The organism is uncultured Polaribacter sp. (assembly GCF_947495205.1).
Lineage (GTDB): Bacteria > Bacteroidota > Bacteroidia > Flavobacteriales > Flavobacteriaceae > Polaribacter.
This window is the reverse complement of sequence record NZ_CANLXV010000013.1, coordinates 14,312-38,256: the sequence shown is the minus strand read 5'-3', so window position 1 is coordinate 38,256 and position 23,945 is coordinate 14,312. Positions and strand designations below refer to the sequence as shown.

13 protein-coding genes are annotated in these 23,945 nt (G+C 30.9%); 11 read left to right on the top strand and 2 right to left on the bottom strand.

The genetic code is table 11. The features are described 5' to 3' along the window. The first annotated feature begins 60 nt into the window (after positions 1 to 60). The 9 genes from Q0762_RS12210 (at position 61) to Q0762_RS12170 (ending at position 17,796) form a co-directional block, all read left to right on the top strand. Positions 61 to 2,169 (top strand): BNR-4 repeat-containing protein, encoded by a 2,109-nt coding sequence (locus Q0762_RS12210; RefSeq protein WP_298767186.1) that lies wholly within the window; start codon positions 61 to 63, stop codon positions 2,167 to 2,169. Positions 2,170 to 2,979: 810 nt separating this feature from the next. Next, the gene (locus Q0762_RS12205; protein WP_298767185.1) at positions 2,980 to 5,169 is read left to right on the top strand and encodes a T9SS type A sorting domain-containing protein; all 2,190 of its coding nucleotides are present in this window, start codon (positions 2,980 to 2,982) and stop codon (positions 5,167 to 5,169) included. A gap of 27 nt (positions 5,170 to 5,196) precedes the next feature. Beyond that, positions 5,197 to 5,376: a hypothetical protein gene (locus Q0762_RS12200; RefSeq protein ID WP_298767184.1), complete on the top strand. Its 180-nt coding sequence runs from the start codon at positions 5,197 to 5,199 to the stop codon at positions 5,374 to 5,376. A gap of 101 nt (positions 5,377 to 5,477) precedes the next feature. Continuing rightward, on the top strand, positions 5,478 to 8,015 hold the full coding sequence (locus Q0762_RS12195; protein WP_298767183.1) for a T9SS type A sorting domain-containing protein: 2,538 nt from the start codon (positions 5,478 to 5,480) through the stop codon (positions 8,013 to 8,015). Positions 8,016 to 8,222: 207 nt separating this feature from the next. After that, positions 8,223 to 11,171, top strand: coding sequence for a glycoside hydrolase family 2 protein (locus Q0762_RS12190; RefSeq protein WP_298767182.1), 2,949 nt, complete (start codon positions 8,223 to 8,225; stop codon positions 11,169 to 11,171). 126 nt (positions 11,172 to 11,297) lie between these two features. After that, positions 11,298 to 12,797: a hypothetical protein gene (locus Q0762_RS12185; protein ID WP_298767181.1), complete on the top strand. Its 1,500-nt coding sequence runs from the start codon at positions 11,298 to 11,300 to the stop codon at positions 12,795 to 12,797. A gap of 212 nt (positions 12,798 to 13,009) precedes the next feature. Next, positions 13,010 to 14,371 carry a family 43 glycosylhydrolase gene (locus Q0762_RS12180; RefSeq protein ID WP_298767180.1) on the top strand — a complete coding sequence of 454 codons (1,362 nt, stop codon included), beginning with the start codon at positions 13,010 to 13,012 and terminating at the stop codon, positions 14,369 to 14,371. Positions 14,372 to 14,381: 10 nt separating this feature from the next. Next, complete coding sequence (locus Q0762_RS12175) at positions 14,382 to 16,652, top strand: glycoside hydrolase family 3 N-terminal domain-containing protein (RefSeq protein WP_298767179.1); 2,271 nt, start codon at positions 14,382 to 14,384, stop codon at positions 16,650 to 16,652. Positions 16,653 to 16,659: 7 nt separating this feature from the next. Further along, positions 16,660 to 17,796: a glycoside hydrolase family 88 protein gene (locus Q0762_RS12170; RefSeq protein ID WP_298767178.1), complete on the top strand. Its 1,137-nt coding sequence runs from the start codon at positions 16,660 to 16,662 to the stop codon at positions 17,794 to 17,796. A gap of 91 nt (positions 17,797 to 17,887) precedes the next feature. Here the strand turns inward: Q0762_RS12170 and Q0762_RS12165 are convergent, their stop codons facing one another. After that, positions 17,888 to 19,468, bottom strand: a complete 1,581-nt coding sequence (locus Q0762_RS12165; RefSeq protein WP_298767176.1) for a ThuA domain-containing protein — start codon at positions 19,466 to 19,468, stop codon at positions 17,888 to 17,890. A gap of 104 nt (positions 19,469 to 19,572) precedes the next feature. After that, on the bottom strand, positions 19,573 to 19,791 hold the full coding sequence (locus Q0762_RS12160) for a hypothetical protein (protein WP_298767175.1): 219 nt from the start codon (positions 19,789 to 19,791) through the stop codon (positions 19,573 to 19,575). A 415-nt stretch (positions 19,792 to 20,206) separates the two neighbouring features. Here Q0762_RS12160 and Q0762_RS12155 point away from each other — a divergent pair, with 415 nt between their 5' ends. Further along, positions 20,207 to 22,375, top strand: a complete 2,169-nt coding sequence (locus Q0762_RS12155; RefSeq protein WP_298767174.1) for a beta-xylosidase — start codon at positions 20,207 to 20,209, stop codon at positions 22,373 to 22,375. Between the two features lie 117 nt (positions 22,376 to 22,492). Further along, positions 22,493 to 23,689: a tRNA modification GTPase gene (locus Q0762_RS12150; protein WP_298767173.1), complete on the top strand. Its 1,197-nt coding sequence runs from the start codon at positions 22,493 to 22,495 to the stop codon at positions 23,687 to 23,689. Positions 23,690 to 23,945 lie beyond the last annotated feature (256 nt).

Genomic DNA, 23,945 nt, shown 5'->3' with positions numbered 1-23,945 from the left:
TTTTGTTTTATATATTAACATAAATCAGAGATTTTATTCGAACAAATTATTCTTATCATCATGAAAAAAATAATATTTTACATTTTTGTTGTAAGTTTTATAAACACAGTTACAGCGCAGCAAATATTAACAGCAACATTAAATAGTGCTACTAGTGTTACAAATCAAAATGAAGGGGCTTTGTTTTTTGCAGGAGAAAGAAATGTAAATTATAGATTTAGCCAAAGAATTTCTCCACATGGAGATTGTGTAGACGTAGTTAACGGTTATGCTTTTGTTACCTGGTATAAAGGTGGTTTGAACAACCGAAACTTAATGTTATCCAGAAAGAATTTAAATGTAGAAAATTCACCTTGGGTAACTATAGAATTTCCACATCAACATGTAGGTCAAGGAGGAGAACTGTTTAAAGGAACAGGAATTAGAGGAGATTCTCATAATACTGCAGCAATTGGCATTAGTACTATAGACAATACCATTCATATTATCTACGATTTACATGCCTATAGAAGAAGTTCTTTACCAACGGTATTTTTTAATTACTCTGTATCTGAAAAAGAAAAGGCTTTTGTGCCAGACGAAGATTTTAAATTAGATATTTTTAAACCGAAACAAACCGAACTTAAATCTGGTCAGAATTATGAGCGCATGACGTATCCAATGATTCATAGGGCAAAAGATGGTAGTTTAATAGCAAGATATAGAAGAGGCGGTTCTGGAAATGGAGATATTTTAATGGCGCATTATAATGGTACATCTTGGTCTAATAACTGGTTGTTTCAAGATGGTAGTTTGCCACTTCCTAATAGAAATAGTCTTTATGGTGGAGAGCGTTTTATAAACGGTAAATTTTATGCAGGATTTTCTATACGTTATTCAACAAACAATGATGCAACTACAAGTAACGGTTTTTCATTAAACAGCGGTTTGTATTATGCCTATACAAATGGTATTCCAAGAAATCAATCTACACAATGGTTTGATGTTAATGATAATCCTATTTCTCTACCAATTAAAAATAATATAAATCAATCACAAGACCCTGTTCAAATTGCGCAACCAGGAAATGATTTTGGTACAGCTACACTTCCAAGATCATCATCCGATCCAGCTTTTACAGTTACAGAAAATGGAGCAATTCATTTTGTGCAAAGAGTAGATAATAGAAACGTACATTATTATAAGAATGCTACAGATGCTAATTTTTCTATGAATGTAGGTGGTTTAATTCCAAATCCTGAGGTTAGAGGAGAGGTTTATAGTTATAAAAACCATGTGTTTATGGTAGAACTTATAAATGGTAGTGTAACTATTAAAACTACTTTAGAGGGGCAAAATAATTGGTCAATTATATATACAGGAGAAGAGTCTAGAAGATATGGGCATTTTGATGCTTTTGTAGAAAATAATAAATTGTACGTATATCTTATGGAAGATACACGTAATAATGTGCCTGGTAGTGGAGACACACGTCCTTTATATTTTCAAGAATTTAATTTAGGACAAGAAATAAAACCAGAAGAAGAAACACCTTTATTACTTATAGAAGCAGAAGAGTTTACAACAGGTTCAAATGATATTAATATTGGTACAAATGATGTAGCTTCAAATGGAAAATATATAGATGCTTTTGCGAGTAACCAGTTTTTAGAATATCAATTTAATATTACAGAAGCTGGAGATTATGATATTGTCTTATTTGTAGCCGTTAGAAATAGAGAAGACTCTGCGATGGATGTGCTAATTAATGGCCAATTGTTTAATAATTTTCCTATTGCTAAAACAGGAGATTGGAATATTTATGGCGAAAATAGAATTGAAAATGTAACTTTAAATCAGGGAGAAAATAGAATTAGACTTACACAAAAAAGGTCTCTATCTAGTGAGCCAGATAGAATAGAAATTTTTTCAAATGCCGTGTTAAGTACAGCTAGTTTTAATAAAAACGCAATTAACGTATATCCAAACCCAAGCAACGGAATTATTACTATTAATACAGCTGAAAAAAGTGTAAATTATCAATTAATAAGTTTACAAGGTAGAGTATTACAGCAAGGTGTTGTAGATAAAAATAGTATAGATTTTTCGAACAAGGCTAAAGGGATATATATCTTACGTTTAAATTCAGAAAATAACAATACTTTTATAAAACGAATCTTTATAGAATAGAATACGTATACTTAAAATAGTACACCATGAATAAAAATTTAAGACAAATACGTCTTATTTTATTCATGGTGTTTTTTTATGCCTAAACATCACAAAAAGAAGTAAAAAATTTAAAGCAAACTTAGAAATTGTTATAGTGTTGTTTCAAATTTTTAAGAGAAGGGTGCTAATGAAATTAGTAAGAAGAATCCACTTCTCAATTGTTGGTTAGAGGTAACTTTTACAAAAAGTTCAAAAAAAAAAATTAACACCAGCTTTTTTTGGTGCCGATGGAGTTGCTAAAGAAACGAACAATACAAAAATAAGTATTTCGTAAGTAAACTTAGTACCAAATAAAATTAGTGAACAGAGCTATTCTACATCCTTTAAAAAAGACTTCAAAAGCAAAATTGATGAATGCACAAGTCAGTTTAAAACTAAAATAATTAAAAAAGTGCTAATTTTTTTGGGAACCTTCCAACTGAAAAAAAAGAGGATTTATTTATCCTAGCTTCTATAAAAGATAAATTAGTTTTATTAGTTTAAAATAATTAAACAAACTTTTAAACGCCCGAGTTTATTGGTAAAAAGAGTTTTTTCTCACTTAAACTTTTAAAGTATATTTAGTATATTTTAAGGTTAATTTTGAATATATGAATTTGAAAAACTATTCAAAATTAACTAAAAAGTTTATATTATTATCCATTAAGCCATAACAGTACAGGATACTGATTTTGTAAATAACGGTTAAAATTGTCTAAATTTTCAATTAAACAAAACTGATAATCAACCCAAGCCTCTAATGATTTTTAGTTAAAACTCAGAACAATTATGAAAAAAATTACTTTGAAAAGGTACGCCTTTTTATTTTTTAGCTTAACCGTTTTACAAGCTACAGCTCAACAGTTTTTAGGAGAGGGAACGTATAGAATTAGAAATGAACGAAGTGGTTCTAGTCTCTATCTTTCCAACGTTGTAAGTGGAAATGAAAATAATGATAATGGAAAAGTTATGCGTTTAACGCCTTTAGGCGCAACAACCGTCCCTGGAACAACCCAAAATGTTTTAAGTCAAGAATGGCGTGTCATTAGATCTGGTGATTCATTTGAATTTAATGGTGACCAGTATGCTGAATATTACTTTCAATCTACAGTTAATACTACTAATTTTATTGAATTTAGTAATACTACAGCCACTGGTGGTACTAGAGCTAGATTAAGAGGTACAGCAGCAGCTAATTCAGATGAGAATGAAAGAGGATTTATAATTCAAAAAAAAGCAAATAATACGTATCGTTTAATTTCTACTGCGCTAACAGCCGCAGGCACTGTTTATGTAGGTACATTAATTACAGATAGTGGTGGTACTAATTTTAATCAAAATGCAGGTATAAATGGAGATAATCGTGGTGAGTTTTTCTTCGAATTACAAACTGCAAATCCTAATACAAATTATTGGTTAGGTACAGGAGGTACAAATGTTAAGAGATGGACAGATGCTGGTAATTGGAGTAAAGGTACTGTACCAACAGTAACAGATAATGTATATATTCCAGATGATCAGCCAAACGATCCTGAATTACCAGGAACCTTAACAGGTGGTGTTGCTAATAATTTAGTAGTAGAGCCAGACGCAGTTTTAACCATTTCTTCTGGTAGTTCTTTAATTGTTTCAGGTAAATCTTTTGGAGAAGTAAGTCCTAGATTTAATATTAATGATACAAACTGGCATTTACTTTCTAGTCCAACAGAGGGATTGGAGTATATTTCTGCTAGTGGAACAGATTGGATTACTACTTATAATATAGATGATGCAGGTCAAGTAGTTGCTACTAATGTGGGTATTGGTACTTATGATAATACTGTAGATGCAGATGGAGATTGGTCTTATTTGCAAAGTACAGATAACACTGCAAAAACTTTTACAACAGGTCAAGGTTATGCTGTCAAAAGAAAGTCTCCAACCACAGGTCAGGTAAGGTTTCCAGGTACTTTAAAAACAGATGATTTTATAGGTACTATTAGTGTTGGTAATATGGGAGCTGCAACTGAAAATAGATGGAATTTAGTAGGTAATCCATATACTGCTTACATTTTAGCAAGTGATTTGGTTTCTGCAAATTCCGCTAATTTAACAATGAGTCATCAAGCAGTATACGTTTGGAATAATGATAAAGTTGGTGGTGCAGGTTATGAAGCATTATCGGGTACAGATTATATTCATCCTGCACAAGGATTTTTTGTAAATGCCGCAAACTCTACAGCAGACAACTTTACAATTACTAAAGCCATGCTAAGCGATAGAAATAATGTAACATTTTTTAAAAATCCAACGGCATCAATTGAATTATTTGTAGCAGAAGGAGAAAAAATTGCAACAACAGCAATTAACTTTTTAGAGAATAAAACAACAGGCTTAGATCCAAGTTTTGATGTGGGAACATTTTCAGGAGTAGAGGCATCTAGTTTAAATATTTACACTCAATTAGTATCAGATAATAAAGGGGTTTCTTTTTTAAGACAAGCATTACCAAATGATGGGTTAGAAAATATGGTGATTCCTGTAGGAGTAACTGCCACTACTGATGCAGAAATTACTTTTACAGCAAACGCATTAAATGTAGCAGCTGGTTACAAAGTCTTTTTGGAAGATAGATCTAATAATACTTTTAATAGATTAGATGAAACTGATTCTAAATACACAACAACTGTTAAATCACAAACTACAGACGGTCGTTTCTTTTTACATGTTTCTAATAAAGCGGTATTAAGTTTAGATTCAGAATTATTAAGTAGTGTAGGTATTTATACTTCTAACGCTTCTACCTTAAGAATTGTAGGTTTACAAAAAGGAGCGGTTAGTGTAAAACTATATAATGTGTTAGGGAAAGAGGTAATGCGATCTAATTTTATTGGTGAAAACATTAATGAAATTAAATTACCTAGACTAGCAAAAGGATTATATGTTGTTCAGTTAGAAACAGAAACTGGTAATCTTAATAAGAAAATAGTTTTAGAATAATAATAACCTTACAAAACAGAACATATTATGAATAAAAATATAAAAGAAACGCAAAAAGTAGAAAAGGATATTACGCGTAAAGAAGCTATAAAAAAAATTGGAAATTACGGTAAATATGCTGCATTAACAGCATTAGGTACCTATATGATTTTAAACCCGCAAAAAGCACAAGCGCAAAGTCCAGAATCACTAGGATCAGGTTTCTAAGCTTTTAAAAAGATTTCAATACAAAAAAACATCAACTTATTTTAAGTTGATGTTTTTTTAGATAAAAAAAGGAAATACAAAAAGATTCAACTTTAATTACTATGAAAATTAAATCGATTTTAAGCTTAAGTTTTTTATTTTTTACTTCGCTTATATGTGCCCAAATTACCGCGCAAGATGAAGATACAGGTGGCTACACAACTTGTAATTCAGATGGTGCTAATGCAACAAGAACCTCAAACGATTTATCACCTCGAGCTAACGTTGGTACTATTGATGATAGAAGTTGTTATGCCAATTATAAAGAAACCACAATTAACGGAACAACTTGGGGTATTTATAACATTACAGATGGTTCTAATAACCAAGACGCAGCAAATACCTTACAACCAAGAATAGAGCGTTCTTTAGCTAGATCTCAAAAAACAGGTGTTGGAAGTTATGCAGAATTTAAAGGTACTGTTCGAATTTTAGAAGTAGGTAAAACCAATAATATTAATGATGATGGAACTTATATTATGCAAGCCAAAGGAAAGCATACTGGTGGTGGAGGGTCTCCAGATCCAGCAATATGCTTGTATTTAGCAAAACCTGTTTATGATGCTAGTGGTACCAATCAAATATCATTCAATATATATAGAGAACAAATTAATTTTAGAGGAGGTTCTGGTGCTAGCGGTAGATCTATAATTTTTTTAAAAAATATTGGTAAAAATATAGCTACAAGTATAGAGCTTAAAGTAGGTTTTAGACAAGATCCTAATGACGTTACAAAGAAAATACATTATGCAGATGCTATAATTGGAGGTACAGTTTTTAATTGGAATATACCAGAGCCAGAAAAAGGCACACAATCTGGTATTAGATATGGTGCCTATAGAGTTAAAGGTGGTAGAGCACAAATTAGATGGGCAAATACCACGTATAGCAGAGAGGAAAGAGAGGACGTTCCTTTTACCCCAATAGCCCAAACAATTACTTCTGCTAAATCTGGTAATTGGAATACTACTACAACTTGGGTTGGTAATACCATTCCTACAAATTTAGATAATGTAATTATAGATCATGGAGTTACTATTGCACCCAATATGTCTGCTTCTGCAAAATCCATTACGCTTAATAGTGGTGGTGGTGCTAAGAGATTAAATATTCAAGAAGGTAGTAATTTAACAGTTTCTGGAGACATTGTGCTTAATAGATCTCAAGACGGTTTGTTTTTTAGCTATTCAAACAATCCGACAACAAAAGATTTAGGAACACTTATTTTTACAGGTTCAGAAACAGAAAATAAACGTATTTATATTAAAAAGAGATTACCTTCTAATAACGATTGGCATTTAATATCAAGTTCAGGAAATACTTCTAGGCAAAATGAAATAGCAAAACCTACAAACAGTAATATTGTAATAAATACTACAAAAAACATTTATTCCATAGCTTCTTATAATGGTAACAATTCTAAAGGTTTAAAATATGAATATTTGTCAGCTAATGTTGCATATGCCAACAATGTTTCTTTTGCGAAATCAGGTTACGCTATAAAGGTTGATAATAAGGCAAATTCTAATGAACCAGATATTGTTTTAAGACCAAAACTAAATGCAACAGATATTACTGAAGATATTTCTGATGCAGGAGACGGTTACAACTTGCTAGGGAATCCATATTTAAATTATTTGCATGTAAATACAGCAGCAAATGCAACTAATAATTTATTGGCAATTAATAAAAATGTATTAGAAGAGCAAACAATATGGGTTTGGAACAATGCAAAATCTGGTGGCGCAGGTTGGGAAACTTATAACTTAGGTTCCTTAAATTATAGAATACATCCAGTACAAGGGTTCTTTGTAAAAGCAAAATCTGGAGGTTTACAAACGGAATCTTTTCTTTTTACAGAAGCTATGCAAACCCATACAAAATCCGGGCAATTTTATAAATCTAATAATAGGTTTCAAATCGATTTATCAATAGAAAGTAATGCTTTAAAAAGAATATCTTCTATTAAATATATAAACGGTGTAACCACTTCTTTTGATAATGGTTATGATAGTTCTTTATTTAGCGGCTCTACTTCAAACTTAGAAATTTACACAGGTTTAGTAGCTGGCAATTTTGAAAAAAAACTAGCAATTCAATCACTGCCAAATCAAGATTATGATAATATGGTAATTCCTGTAGGTGTTACTGCTAATGCAAATTCAGAAATTACTTTTGCTGCAAATAGTTTAAACTTGCCAACAGGTTTTAAAGTGTTTTTAGAAGATAGAGCAAATAATACTTTTAATAGATTAGATAAGGCTAATGCTACATATACTACAACAATAAAAGAGCAATCTACAGAGGGTCGTTTTTTCTTACACACAAAAAATAAAGCTGTTTTAAGTGTAAATGCTAATTTTTTAAATAGTGTTAATGTTTACAAAACAACTAATTCTAATCTAAAAATTACAGGTTTACAACAAGGGCAAGTACGTTTTACATTATACAATATTTTGGGAAAACAAATAACTGCAGCTGACTTTAAAGTCATCAACAGTTTTCAAAACATTGCTTTACCTGTTTTGTCAAAAGGTGTTTATCTAATTCAACTAGAAACCGAAAACGGAAAATTAAATCAAAAAATTATTATAGAGTAAGTACATAATTTGATACACCTTTAAAAAAACATCAATTAGAATATTCAAGTTGGTGTTTTTTATTAATTATAAAACCTGAGACTACAGGATATCTATTGCAATTAATAATCTTATGTTTGTAAATTATAAAATAAACATAAGCTTGCTTAGTTTACTTTTGTATACCCAATAAATATAAAAATAACAAGTTATAAAGTAATATTAAAAATGATAAAAAAAGCACTACTAACCCTGTTTTTTTTGTGTACTGTATTTCAAGTAAATGCGCAAGAAAGTAGAGTAAAATACAACTTTAATCCAGATTGGAAATTTACCAAAGCAAACCCAACAAATGCGCAATTGGTAGCTTATGATGATTCGAAATGGTCTACAGTAAGTACACCTCATACGTTTAATGATACAGACACTTTTGACGATTTAAGTATTGGAAAACATATTGGTGAGAAAAATCAATTTAGAGGAACAGTTTGGTACAGAAAACATTTTAAATTGCCAAAATCAGATTCAGGTAAAAAGATTTACATAGAGTTTGAATCAGTTCGTCAAATTGCAGATGTGTACATTAATGGAGCGTATTTAGGAACAAATAAAACAGGTTTTATTCCTTTTGGATATGATATTTCTAAACATTTAAAGTTTAATGGTGAAGAAAATATTATTGCCGTAAAAGTAAATAATGATAGAGGAGAACATTTTAGAGAAAATTTCCCATTAGTTTGGCACCATGAACACTGGCATCCAAATCATGGTGGAATTTACAGAAATGTATTTTTACACATTATGAATCCTGTACATATTACCTTGCCTTTGTATGACAATTTAAAGACAGTAGGTACATACGTGCATGCAGAAAATATATCAAAAAAGAGAGCAGACGTTCACATATCTGCAGAAACAGTAAATCAATCAAAAGAAAACAAAAAAATAACTTTTGAAGCCAAAATAATTGATGCGAATGGTAAGGAAGTTAGCTGCGAAAAAGAGACAGCCATTTTAAAAGCTGGAGAAACAATTACCTTTTCTACAAAAAACAAGGTATCTAAACCCAATTTATGGTATACACGTAAACCCTATATGTACAAAGTAGTTACTACTTTAAAAGAAGGGCAGAAAGAGTTAGACAGTTATACAACGCCATTAGGAATTAGAACTTTTGAATTTAATAAAGATTCAGGTTTTCATAACAATGGAGAGCATGCCAAATTACACGGTTGGGGCCAAAAACCAACTGCAGGTTGGGCAGGTTTAGGAGCAGCACAACCAGATTGGTTAAAAGATTATACTTACCAATTAATGGATGAAGCAGGAGGTAACTTTATACGTTGGGGCCATTGTGCAGGTTCACCCGCAGAAATTGCAATGGGCGATAAATATGGTTTTGTAACCTTAATGCCAGGTGTTAGTGGAGAGTCTCAAGATGAAGGTGAAACATGGGATATTAGAATTGCTGCCTTTAGAGATATGATTGTTTATTATAGAAATCACCCATCAATATTTATTTGGGAAGGTGGTAATTGGGCAGAAACATCTGCACATTACGAAGAAATTTTAAAGATTATAAATACTTTTGATCCGCAAGGAAAAAGGTTAATGGGTAACAGAAGAGCAGATGTAAAGAATGATTCTGAAGCATACATTTCAATAGAAATTGGTACAGAAGGTTGGCAAAGAGAATATGCACATTTACCTTTAATAGAAAGTGAATATTTAAGAGACGAAGGTGCAAGACGTGTTTGGGATAAACACACACCAGATGATAATTTTTGGACACATCCAAACATTTCAAGAAATGTGTATAAAATTGGTTCAGAAATTTTTGCGGTGCGTCAAGTAGAAGATTGGTGGGATAAGATGGGAAAAAAATCCTACCATAGTGGAGGTGCCAATTGGGTGTTCTCAGATGGAACTCATGGAGGTAGAAATCCTACAGAAGTTACTAGAGCAAGTGGAGAGGTTGATGCTGTAAGATTAAAAAAAGAGGCTTTTTATGCTACAAAAGCAATGTGGAGACCAGAAGCGCAAATTCATGCAATTGGGCATTGGAATTATGAAAAAGGTACTCAAAAAACAATGTACGTTGTATCTAATTGTACCAAAGTAAAACTTTACATTAATAATAAATTAATTGGTACAGATGAAAAAGCAGACAATGGTTATTTGTTTAAATTTCCAAAAGTTAATTTTGAAGAAGGAGAATTAAAAGTAGAAGGTTATTTAAATGATAAATTGTTGGTTTCTCAAACTAAAAAAACAGTGGGAGAACCTGTAGCTATTAAATTAACTTCTAAAGTTGGTCCAAAAGGTTGGATGGCAGATGGTTCTGATATTGCTTTAATAGATTTTGAAATTGTTGATAAAGAAGGAAATAGACATCCTCTAGGCAGAAATAAAGTAGATTTTACAATTACAGGTCCTGGAATTTGGAGAGGTGGTTACAATGGAGGGAAACCAAATACCACTAACAACTTATTTTTAGATGCAGAAGCAGGTATCAATCGAGTTGCAATTCGTGCCATGTTACAAGCAGGAGATGTTACAATTACAGCAACAACCAAAGGTTTAAAACCGGCTACAATAACAATTACGTCGCAAGCTGTAGCTATTAAAAATGGTTTGTTAAAAGATATGCCACAAGTATATGAGGTTAATTTTGATAATGAAGAGCCATTGCCAATTCACACTCCAAAAACTGAGCCTTACAACCCTGCAAGAGTAAATAAAAGTGATTTATTTACCAAGTTTAGTTATACTGGAAACGGTAAAGCTGCGCTAAGAAAAAATGTACATTGGGGTAAAAAAGCCTATACAGATATGGAACATAATTATACTGTAATTCCTAAATATTTGGTAGGTTCAGAATATGTAAGAGTACCAAATTCTGATGGTAAATACTGGGCAAGAGACCAACTGCAATTTATAGCAGGAGCAAATATGATTATTTATGTTGGGCATGATGATAGAGTAGAAAGACCTGTGTTTTTAACCAAAGATTATAAAGATACTGGAGATGATGTAAATCTAGGCGGTGTAAAAATGTCGCTCTTTAAAAGAATTGCCAAAAAAGGAGAAAGCATAATTATGGCAGGTAATAGTGATGGTGATGTGCCAGAAAATACAAGAATGTATTTTGTTATAGGAAAGAAAATTAAAAAGTAAAGTATATTTTTTTTACTTTTTTTGAAGTACAAAAATAAAGGTATCCTGTATTATATTAACATTATAGTACAGGATGCTTTTTTTTACTGTAAAAGTTAGTTTAGTAATTAAACTTAAGAATTTAAAATGTATTCCACCACTAAAAATATAGCTGATAATAAAATGTCTAAAATGTTGCTATTTTTATTATTGTTGCTGTTTTCTTCTGAATACTTTGCTCAAAATACTGTTAAAATAAGAATGCCAAAAGGGCGCATTGCTTTTACTTCTGATGGTAATTTGCATGATTCTGATGATTGGGGAGCAACGGCTTTCTCACTAGCATTTATTCATTATGCAGGCTTAGAAAAACGCTTTGTGCATTATGATTATAACAATCACATAGGAAAATCTAGAGCAAGTTGGGAGAAAATAATGGACGATGCTGCAAAAGGTGGCGCCAAACGTTTTGGGTTAGATGTTACCAAAGTTTTTAACAATCAAACAGCGCAAAAAGCTGCGATTTTAAATTTTGTAAAAGAAGCTAAAAAAAGTAGTAAAAAGAATCCGCTTTGGTTTATTTGTGCAGGACCAATGCACACAGCTTACAATTTAATAAAAGCAACCCCAAAAGAAAAAAGAAAATATATACATGCCATTTCTCATAGCAAATGGAATGAAGAACACAGTCATGGAGCAACAAAAATGACTTGGGCTGCTATGAAAAAAGACTTTCCAACGGTGGTTTATCATGATATTATAGATCAAAATAAATCCAATGGAGAAGATGATTTTCAATCGCATATAAAAAATTGGCAATGGCTTAAAGAAAGTAAAAACCCAAATTGGCAATGGTTATACAATATAGATGATACGTATCAAGTTGATAAACTAGAACGTTGGAAATCTAACACAGAAAAACATTTTGATATTTCTGATGCAGGCATGACGTTTTGGTTAATTACAGGAGGACCAAATGGAGGTAACGACAAAGCAGGTTGGAAAGAAGTAAAAGCACTTTTTACAAACCAACCAATAGAAGACAATAATCCAACTCCAGAAATTAAACTAACTGCCAATGATTATATATTTATTGAAGCAGAAAATACCCATTCTAAGTTACAAGATTGGAATTTAATTAAATATGGAGATTCCAATTATGTAGCAAAAGCTTCTGGTTTTTCTTACTTAGAATTTAATGGAAATCAAATTGATTCAGGCAAACCAAATTCGCCTTTAGAATATACGTTTACAGCGCCAAAAGAAGGAAACTTTAGATTGTTATTGATGAGCAACAAACCTTTGGAAGAAGATAGCGCAGATTGTTGCAATGATGCTTATGTTAAAATGGCGGGTAATTTTAATTCGGCAACAAATCTTTCTAAAAACGATTTGGAAAATTACATAAAATTTTCTTTAGAAATTAGTGAAAAAACATCAGAAAGAAGATGGTATTGGGTACAAAGTGCTAGAAAAGGAAAAAATATTTCTTACAATTTAATTTACCAATTTAAAAAAGGAGAAACTTATACACTTTCTTTAGTAGGAAAATCAAAATATTTTAGTGTAGATTATTTGGTTTTTTATAACTCAGATAAACTAAGTTTAAGAGATGCAAAAGAATTTTTTAGCGTTAATAAAAAATAAATAGCGCAAAATATTTTTGTTTCAATTTATCTTTTCGTCAAAAAAGTATTTCTAAAATTTTAAATGGAACAAACCTAACATAATACCAAGGTTAATTATTGTCTTATTAAAAAATAAACCATCTATTTTAAACCATTATAGTACAGGATACTTTTTCTATTCTTAGCCTCTATTTTTATTCATTAAATTAGTAAAAAAAGAATTTTATAAATATGAAAGGATTTAACGTTTGTAAAGTATTGATAGTCATATTTTTATTTCTTTCAGCAACCGTTAAAGCGCAAAATCCTATTGTACCTAATAAAGGTTTAAACGATCCTCATATTCATATTTTTAAAGATACTGCTTACGTTTACGCTTCGCATGATAAATCTGCAAATAATAAAAAATTTATTATGGAAGATTGGTGGGTTTGGTCTTCTCCAGATCTAATCAATTGGACAAAAAGAAGCGTTCTAAAACCAGAAGACACTTATATAGGTGATAAAAACTTTACTAGAAGTTGGGCAACTGATGTAGCTTTTAGAAACGGCAAATATTATTGGTATTTCTCTGAAGGAAATCAGCAAACTGGCGTAGTTGTTGGAAATACTCCTGTTGGTCCTTGGAAAGATCCTTTAGGAAAACCACTGTTAACTTCAGAATTAACACCAACAGATGAATATGATATGGCTATTTTTGAAGAAGATGGCGAGCATTACATCATCTTTGGTGTTTGGGATTATTATATAGCAAAATTAAATTATGACATGATTAGTTTGGCAGAAAAGCCAAGAAAAATCAACATAAATAATCCTAGAGGGCCTTATAATCAAGATGGAAAAAATTTAGAAAAACCTACAGACGATAAACCTTTTGTTCATAAATACAAAGATAAATATTATTTGTCTTGGGGCTGTTTTTATGCCATGGCAGACAATTTGTATGGACCTTATGATTATAAAGATTCTGTAATAAAACAAGAAAGTTTTGCTAAAGGTTACGATGCACCTACATGGCCAAATGGTTTTTTACAAGGCAGGCATGGTTCTTTTTTTGAATGGAATAACCAATGGTACTATACCTATTGTGATATTAGTCAAACAGGAAATAGATACTTTAGAGATACTTTTATAAGTTACGTACATTATAAAGAAAATGGAGAAATGGCTACTATAAGAGTAGATGGTGTAGGTGTTGCGAATTATAATGGAAACAAAAAAATAGAAGCTGAAGATTATTTTAAAGTAGAAGGAATTTCTAAAATTGAAACTGAAAATGGTTTTGGTATTCAAACTAAAGCCAACAAAAGTTATGCTGTTTATACCAATGTCAAAAATTTAGCAAATAAATCTAGGCTTACACTTAATGTGACGGGTAAAAATTCTGGAAAATTTTCTTTTAAAGTAGTTAGAGATAGTTTAAAGGGAAAAGTATTAGGCAAAAAAACGTTTGAATTAACAAGAAATTCAGAAAGAAAGGAAGAAATTAACATAAATTTGAAACCGTTAAAAGGTAAAGAAAACCTTTATTTTTTGATAGAACAACTAAACAACAATCAATTAAAAATCCATTCATTTTCATTTTCAAAATAATAAAAAACCAATGAAAAAATTACTAGTCTTATTTTTAGGCGCAACTCTTTTGCAAGCTTGTGGCGAATCATCATCAACAGAAAAAGATTACAAAGATGCATCTTTGTCTATAGATGAAAGAGTAGAAGCGCTTTTACCAAAAATGTCTTTAGAAGAAAAAGTTGCACAAATGCGAATTTTTCATGCAAATATTGGTACAAAACCAGATGAAAATGGAAATTTAAAATTATCAAAAAGAGTAATTAAAAAATTAAAATTAGGTATTGCAGGAATTAAAAATCCTGGAGAACACATAGATCCTGTTGCTGCTGCAAAAATGAATAATGAATTGCAGAAATACATCATAGAAAATAACAGATGGGGCATTCCTGCACTTTTTGTTACAGAATCTTACAATGGAGTAGATGCAGAAGGTTGTACATTATTTGGACGTCCAATGACATCTGCAGCATCATTTAATCCTGAATTAGTACAAAGACAATGGGATATTGTAGGTAGAGAAGCACGTTTAAGAGGTATGCACATGTGCCATTCACCAGAAGCAGATATTGTTAGAGATCCACGTTTTGGTAGAATGAGTGAAGCCTTTGGAGAAGATACTTATTTAACAACTCAAATGGTTAAAAATGCCATTATTGGTGTACAAGGAAATTACGAAGGTTTAGGCGCAGGAACACATATTGGTGCTGTTGCCAAACATTTTGCAGGTTATGGCCAAGTTTTAGGAGGTTCTAATTTTGCTGCGATAGAAATTTCTGAAAGAACTTTAATAGATGAAATTTATCCGCCTTTTGAAGCAGCTGTAAAAGAAGCAAAAACATTAGGAATTATGGCTTCTCATGGAGATTTAAACGGAGTTGCAAGTCATGGAAACCCAGAATTGTTAACAGGAGTTTTAAGAGACGATTGGGGTTTTGAAGGTTATGTGGTTTCAGATTCTAATGATATTGCCCGTTTATATTACTTTATGGGTGTTGCAGAAACGCCAGAAGCGGCAGCTCAAATGGGCTTAGAGGCTGGTATAGATATCGATTTATATGCAGAAGATTCGTATTCTTACTTGCCGAAAATGGTAGAAAAAAATCCTGAATTAGAAAAACTAATAGACAGGTCTGTGAGACGTGTGTTAAGAACAAAATTTATTTTAGGTTTGTTCGATAATCCTTATATAGATTTAGAAGAAACTAAAAAAGGTGTTCGGGCAGCAAGCTCTTTAGAATTAGCTAAAGAATCAGACTTAGAGTCTATTATTTTATTAAAAAATAAAGAAAATGCATTGCCTTTAAACAAAAATAAAGCTACAAAAGTGGCTTTGTTAGGTCCTTTACTAAAAGAAAATACTCAAGCTATGTTTGAGTCTGCACTAGGAAATAGTAGTATTAAATTTATTGCTGAAAAAGGTTTTAATTTAACAAACGAAAGAGGTGGAGCACCAGAATTATTAGACAGAGATCCTAAAGCAATAGCAAAATTGGTAAATACTGCAAAAAAAGCAGATGTGGTAGTATTGTTTTTAGGTGGTGATAAATTTACCGCTAAAGAAGCCTATTTTAGTAACAGTACTTTAGGAGATAGAGCTACAATAGATCCTGTTGGACCTCAAGATGAGTTGGTAGAAAAAATTACAGCTTTAGGTAAAAAGGTAATTGTGGTTTTAAAACACAGAAGAACATTATCTATTAATGCAATAGCAAAACATGCCGATGCTGTTTTAGATACTTGGGATTTAAGTGAGTTTGGAGATCATTCTACAGCAAAAATTATTTTTGGCGATGTTTCACCTTCAGGAAAATCTCCTGTTACTATTCCAAGATCAATTGGGCAATTACCTTATCATTATAGTATGAAAGAAATCAACTATAAAAAAGAATACTTGTTCTTAGAAAAAGGCCCAATTTATCCTTTTGGACATGGATTAAGTTATGGTGATTTTGAATATTCAGACATTACATTATCAAGTGCAGAAATTACACCAAATTCAGAAATTACAGCGAGTGTAACCGTTACTAATAAAGGTAAAGTTAAAGCAAAGGAAGTAATACAAATGTATCTTAAAGATGAAATTGGTTCTGTAACAAGACCAGATAAAGAGTTAAAAGGTTTCCAAAAAATTGAGTTTGCTGCCGGAGAAAGCAAAACAATTTCTTTTACAATTACGCCTAAAATGTTAGAGTTTACAGGTATTTCAATGAAAAAAGTATTAGAAGCTGGTGATTATACCGTAAAAATTGGAACATCATCTAAAGAATACGTAGAAGCAAAATTTAAATTAAAAAAATAGATTTAAAATGAACAAATCAATCTTAACATTATTAGCTGTTGTACTAACACTTTTTAGTTGTTCAGTATCACAAAATACAGTTGCTCAAAAATCAATTGATTTAGATAAAGAAGCAATTCAAAAATCAATGATTAAAGCTTTAGAGTGGCAAGAAACACATCCTATTTTTGCAATTCATCCAACAGATTGGACAAATGGTGCATATTACACAGGTGTTGCCAGAGCGCATAAAACAACAAAAGACATGATGTATATGGCTGCTTTAAAAAACCAAGCGGTTAGGAATAATTGGCAGACTTATAAGCGTTTATATCATGCAGATGATGTTGCAATTTCTTACAGTTACTTATATATTGCATTAACAGATAAAAGAAGAAACTTTGTAGATTTAGAACCAACAAAAAAGTTTATAGATGCACATTTATATGAACCAAATAAATGGACAAGTGGAAAATCTAAAGACATAAAAGGAGAAACTATTTTATGGTGGTGGTGTGATGCTTTGTTTATGGCGCCTCCTGTAGTTAATTTGTATGCTAAAAAAACAAAACAGTCTAAATATTTAGACACAATGCATAAATTTTATACGCAAACGTATAATAGATTATATGACAAAGAAGAAAATTTATTTGCTAGAGATATGCGTTATGTTTGGCAAGGAACAGATAAAGATAATAAAGAACCAAATGGTAAAAAGATTTTTTGGTCTAGAGGAAATGGCTGGGTGATTGGTGGTTTAGCTTTATTGTTAGATGACATGCCAAAAGATTACAAGCACAGAAATTTCTATGTAAATTTATACAAAGAAATGGCTGCAAAATTATTAGCAATTCAATCTGAAGATGGTTTGTGGAGAACCAGTTTATTAAGCCCAGAATCTTATGATCATGGAGAGGTAAGTGGTAGTGGTTTTCATACATTTGCATTAGCATGGGGTATTAACAACGGGTTGTTAGATAAAAAATATACATCAGCAGTAAAAAAAGCTTGGAAAGGCTTAGCCGCTTGCCAGCATGAAGATGGTAGAGTAGGATGGGTACAAAATATTGGTGCTTTTCCAGAACCAGCTTCTAAAGATAGTTATCAAAATTTTGGAACAGGTGCATTTTTGCTAGCAGGTAGTGAGGTGTTAAAATTAAAATAATATTTTCATTACAATGAAAAACAAAAAAATCGAGAACTAAGTTCTCGATTTTTTTTGTTTAAAACGGTGTTTTTTTTTGATTGATAAAACCTTATTTTTTTAAATACTTAGAAATATGTTTTTTATATTTTCTAGGGATTTTATGAATCGATTTTATTTTAACATCTTTATAAAAAGCTTCTGCAGCCTCAGATTGTAGTTGTATTCTACCTTTTGTAAGTGGAAGAATTTTACCCTCTAAATTTTTGTATTTAGAGTTGAATAAAGCCATAACAACTTTACCATTAACAATGTGCAAACTAGTACCTTCAAAAGAAATTAATTCTAAAGTGTTCCATTCTCCATGTGGTTTTTCATTATCAAAACCTTTGTTAGCATGCGAAGCAATTTTTCGATCAATACTAGAAAATGTATTCAATTCAGCTTTTTTAGCGTAGTCAAACTCTTTTTCACCCTTTTTTTTCACAGACGGAATCTCAATTTGAGTTCCAGCTAAACTGTAATAATCGCCCATATCAGTTTCTTGAACTTGAAATTCTTGAGACTGCATCCAAACATTCCAAAACTTGGTGTAAGGCCCAATACAATGGTATAAAATTCCGTTATCACGTTTTCTGTCTAATCTTGGTTCCCAAACTTGTTCTCCCCATTTAAATTGAAGTTTCAAATGGTAATTTGCGTATTCTTTCTTAGTGGTTAAAGCACCATAAATTTCTCCAGAAATGTGCAATACAGTTTCATCACCTATAGTTTTAAAAGCAAATACTTTTTTAGGATCGTTGTTTAAACCTAGTGGTTTTGAATTTTTTCCATTGCTTTTTGGATCAACATTTTCTAATCCTTTTACAGTTTTGTGAGGAGCACCAATAAATGTATCCCAATATTTAGATGGATCATTAGAAAATAGGTTTGTCCATTTTTTTGAAACAACTTTTTCCTTTTTTAGTTGAGCTGCCCAAAGAATTCCACCTTCAATATGTTTGTAAAAACGAGCATCATCATAAATGGCAATAGTGTGTCCTAAAACAGTATAAAAAACGCGTCCACCATCATAAATATGACTCCAACTTATAGGATGATTATCGGTATTCATTTGTTTTCCTTTGTACGATTTTTCATCAACAGTAGCTAAAACAGATACATGTTTTCCAACTGGTTTTTTAAAATTATACCATTCATCTTTAAAGATTTCTGTTTCTTTAAAACCTGCCACAGCTGGATGATTGGTTTCTTTATTAACATGTACTGTTGCAGATTGTACTTTTGGGTGATTTTTAAAGGTAGCGCCAATCATCTCTGTAAACCAATCCCATTTTTTTTCTGTATCAGAAGCTGCATGAATGCCTACAAAACCTTTTCCTTTAGCAAAATAGTTTTTTAAAGCATTTTTTTGAGCATCAGAAAATAAATCTCCTGTAGTATTTAAAAATACTAGTACATCATAATTAGCAAGATTTTTGATGGTAAAATCTTCGGCATCTTCAGAAAAATCTAATTTCCAGTTATTGGTTAAAGCCATTTTAGCTAAAAAGTCTTTTCCTTTTGGGATAGATTTATGCCTAAAAGCTCCTGTTTTAGTAAAAGCCAAAACTTTTAAAGGACTTTCTTGTGCAACAAAAACAATTGAGCATAAAAATAGGAATATCGTGAATATGTTTTTTTTAAATTTCATTTGTATGGTTTGGTAATTAATAATTTTTTTCTTTATGTTTAAGATGACAATGTATGTTGAATTCTTTTTCCTGTATAATAATATATTCCTCTTTTGCCTTTTGGTTATTCCTTATTTAAACCAATAGGTAAGCTATAGTTTTCAGAATCAGTACAAAAAACACTACCCCAAGCATAACATCTATCAACAGTACTAAATTTTATTAGGTAGCTTAAAACTGTTGCCTCAACTGCTTTATTGTAAAAATTATCACAACGAACAAATTTATCTGAATGCGTAATTCTTTTGTTTGGCAGCAATTCTGAATAAGTGTTTTTACTCACGCTGTAAATATATTTACCATCTTCAGCTCCCCTAGAATTTGTTTTTTCGTTTTTAGAAGTTCTGTAAAATTGCCTAATATTTGTTGCAGTTTATTTGTAATAATATTTAATTTCTACTGGTGTCAGTCCGTTTTTTTTGATAAAAACAGTGCTACTTATTAAAGATTTATTGGTTTTTTTATATTGAGTATTTAAGCTAAAGCTAGAGATTATAAAAGTAGTAATATTTTTTTCTGTACTAGATTTTATTAAAAACAACAATTTTTGTTTTATAAAAATACAAGTTTTTTTTCATTAGAGTGCCCTGTGCTATCCTGAGTTTTACATCAAAAATTTTTTAAAAACAGAGGGTACAGGATGCTTTTTAGAAACTAAAAAAATATTTTTACACTTTTTTAAAATAGAAATAAAACTCATGAAAAAATTACTATTCCTATCTTTTTTAACACTATCAATTTCGATTAGTTGTAAGCAGCAAAAAGATAACATATCTAAAAAAGATAAAGAGATTGCCAGCAAAGTCCAAGATTTAATTGGTAAAATGACTTTGGATGAAAAAATAGCAGAAATGACTCAAGATGCTCCTGCAAATGAGAGGTTAGGTATCCCTTATATGAAGTATGCAGAAGCATTACATGGTGTTTGGCTTGTTTTAGATTACTATGGAAATACAACGGTTTACCCACAAGCTATTGCAGCAGCCTCTACTTGGCAGCCAGAATTGGTTAAAAAAATGGCTTCACAAACAGCTATAGAAGCAAGAGCTTTGGGAGTTACACATACATATTCACCTAATTTAGATGTAATTTCTGGAGATCCAAGATATGGTAGAGTAGAAGAATCTTATGGAGAAGACCCTTATTTGGTATCTAGAATGGGTGTTGCATTTATACAAGGTTTACAAGGAATGGGTGATGAGCAATTTGATGAAAATCATGTAATGGCAACCGCGAAGCATTTTATTGGTTATCCAGAAAATAGACGTGGAATTAATGGAGGTTTTAGTGATATGTCTGAACGTAGATTAAGAGAAATTTATTTACCACCTTTTGAAGCAGCTATAAAAGAAGCAAAAATAGGTTCTCTTATGCCAGGACACCAAGATTATAATGGGGTTCCAAACCATATGAATACTTGGTTGCTTAAAGATATTTTAAGAGATGAATTAGGTTTTGATGGTTTAATTGTTTCTGATAATAATGATATTGCAAGGTTAGGAACCATGCATTTTATTGCTGAAAATAGAACAAAATCAGCTCTTTTAGGATTAAAAGCAGGTGTTGATATGGATTTAGTGATTGGGAAAATTGAAAAGCTAGCAGCATATAATAGTAAAGTGCTAAAAGATACCATAACAAAGAATCCTGATTTAGAGAAGTATATTGATAAAGCAACGTCTCGTATTTTAACAGCAAAATATAAACTAGGTTTATTTGATACAAAACCAAAAGAAATTGATACCAAAACAGTAAATGTTGGTAAAAAAGAACACCAAGATTTTTCTTATGAAATGGCTAAAAAAGCCATTATTCTATTAAAAAATGAGAATAATGTTTTGCCTTTAGACCTATCTAAAATAAAATCTTTAGCGGTTATTGGGCCAAACGCACACGAAAACAAACCTAAAAAAGGAACTTACTCTTTATTGGGTGGTTATTCTGGTTTGCCTCCATATTATGTTTCTGCTTTAGACGGTATAAAAGCAAAAGTAGGAGATAAAGTAAAAATTAATTACGCAAAAGGTTGCGATTTATTAAGCAACTCTAAAGCAGGGTTTCCAAAAGCAATTGCAGCAGCAAAAAAATCTGATGCCGTTGTTTTAGTAATTGGAGGTTCTAGAAGAACTGGTGGAGAAGGAGTAGATAGAGCAGATTTAGACTTATATGGTGTACAAAAAGAATTGGTAAAAGCAATTCATAAAACAGGCAAACCGGTGGTTGCCGTTTTAATAAATGGTAGACCTTTGTCTATTAATTATGTTGCAGAAAATATTCCATCAATTTTAGAAACTTGGTATTTAGGAATGCGTTCTGGAGATGCTATTGCAGATGCTATTTTTGGAGATGTAAATCCTGGAGGTAAATTAACCGTTTCTTTTCCAAGATCTGTTGGGCAAGTGCCAGTAACCTATTTGCAGCGCCCAGATTTTATTGGTTCTGGAAAAGGACAATTTAAAGACGCGGACAAATCTCCATTGTTTCCTTTTGGATATGGATTAAGTTATACCACATTTAAATACAGTAAACCAAAATTTGAAAATGCTTCAATTTCTCTTGATGGAAGTACAACAGTTTCTGTTGATGTAACTAATACAGGAGATAGAGCTGGTGATGAAATTGTGCAAATGTATGTAAGAGATGATTATGCTTCTGTTGGGCGTTACAACAAAATGCTAAAAGGATTTGAGCGTATTTCACTTGAACCAGGAGAAACAAAAACAGTAACATTTACTTTAGGTTTTGATGAATTAAACATTTTAAATCAAGAAATGAAAAAAGTAGTGGAACCAGGAACTTTTACAATCTCAGTAGGAGCATCATCACAAGAAAAAGATTTACATAAAGCTACGCTAATAGTAAAATAAAGCATTAATGTAATTTATAATTATAATACCTAGTTTTACAATTAAAACTAGGTATTTTGCTTTCTTAGAACGTTTGCTATTGTCAAAGAATACGAACTAACCCTCAATTTTAAAAAAATGACAAAACAATTCACAGTATTTTTCGCATTTATTTTTACCATAAATGTCTTTGCTCAAACATCATTTGTTAAAGGATATTTTATAAACAACTCCAATGAAAAGATTAATTGTTTTATAAAAAATGAAGATTGGTTAAATAATCCCACCGAATTTAAATATAAAATCGAACAAAATTCAGAAAAGAAAACGTTAACCATTAATTCTGTTAAAGAATTTGGAGTTGTAAACACATTTAAATATGTAAGACGTAAGGTAGATATAGATAGATCTAGCAAAAAAGTAGATGAATTGGATTTTAATGTAAACCCAATTTTTAACAACGAAAGTTTATTTTTAAAAGTATTAATAGAAGGTAATGCAACCCTTTATTATTATGAAGAAAAAGGTTTTGTAAGATATTTTTTTAATAAAAAAGCTGCTGAAGTTAAGCAACTGGTATATAAAAGCTATTTAACAGATGGTGGAAGTGCTGTGGCGAATAACAATGAATTTAGAAGACAATTATGGATTGCTTTAAAGTGCGATGGTGTTTCAATGAATAGTTTTAAGAAAATAGATTATAAAAAATCAGACTTAATTAAATTTTTTATTAAATATAATAAGTGCAGCAATTCAGAATTTATTAATTATCAAAAAAAGAAAAAAAATGAAGATTCATTTAATTTAAACATAAGACCAGGTGTAAGAATGTCATCACTTGTTTTGAATAATCCAAATGGTAGCAGACAATTTGATTTCGGTAAAAATTTGACGTCATTTAGACTAGGTTTAGAAGCAGAATTTATTTTAGGGTTTAATAATAACAAATGGGCGTTGCTTTTAGAACCCACCTATCATCAGTTTAGTGCAGATATAGAAACTGCAAGTATTAGCCAAAGGTCACTTGAAGTCAATTTTGGTTTAAGACATTATATGTATCTCAATAAAAAAGACTTAAAGTTTTTTGTGAATGCTCTAATTATTTATGACATAAACTTTGGTACTAAATTAGATATACAAAATCGTATTCCGTTTTCAACAGAAGTAGATAATACCTTTAATACGGCATTAGGTATTGGCTGTAAATATAAAGAACGTTTCAGTTTAGAATTGAGGTATTTACCAACACGAAACACTTTGACTAATGTTAGTGAAGCAACTTGGTTTACAGATGTTGAATCCTTATCTATTGTGTTGGGGTATTCTATTTTTTAAATTAATATTTAGTAAGAGATTTAAGAATAATATTGATAATCAGTATATTAACATAAATTTTAAAGAGAATGTTTGCAATTGCTGTGAAAACATCATAACAAGAAAGTGATTTGTAAAAAGCGGCTTTAAAACTTACATAAGCAAACTATAATTATACCATTTAACAACCTTTCAATAAATTTTATTGAAAGGTTTTTTATTTTTATCGACTAAAATTAAACTTATATTTTAACAGTTTATAGCAGGACAGTGCATG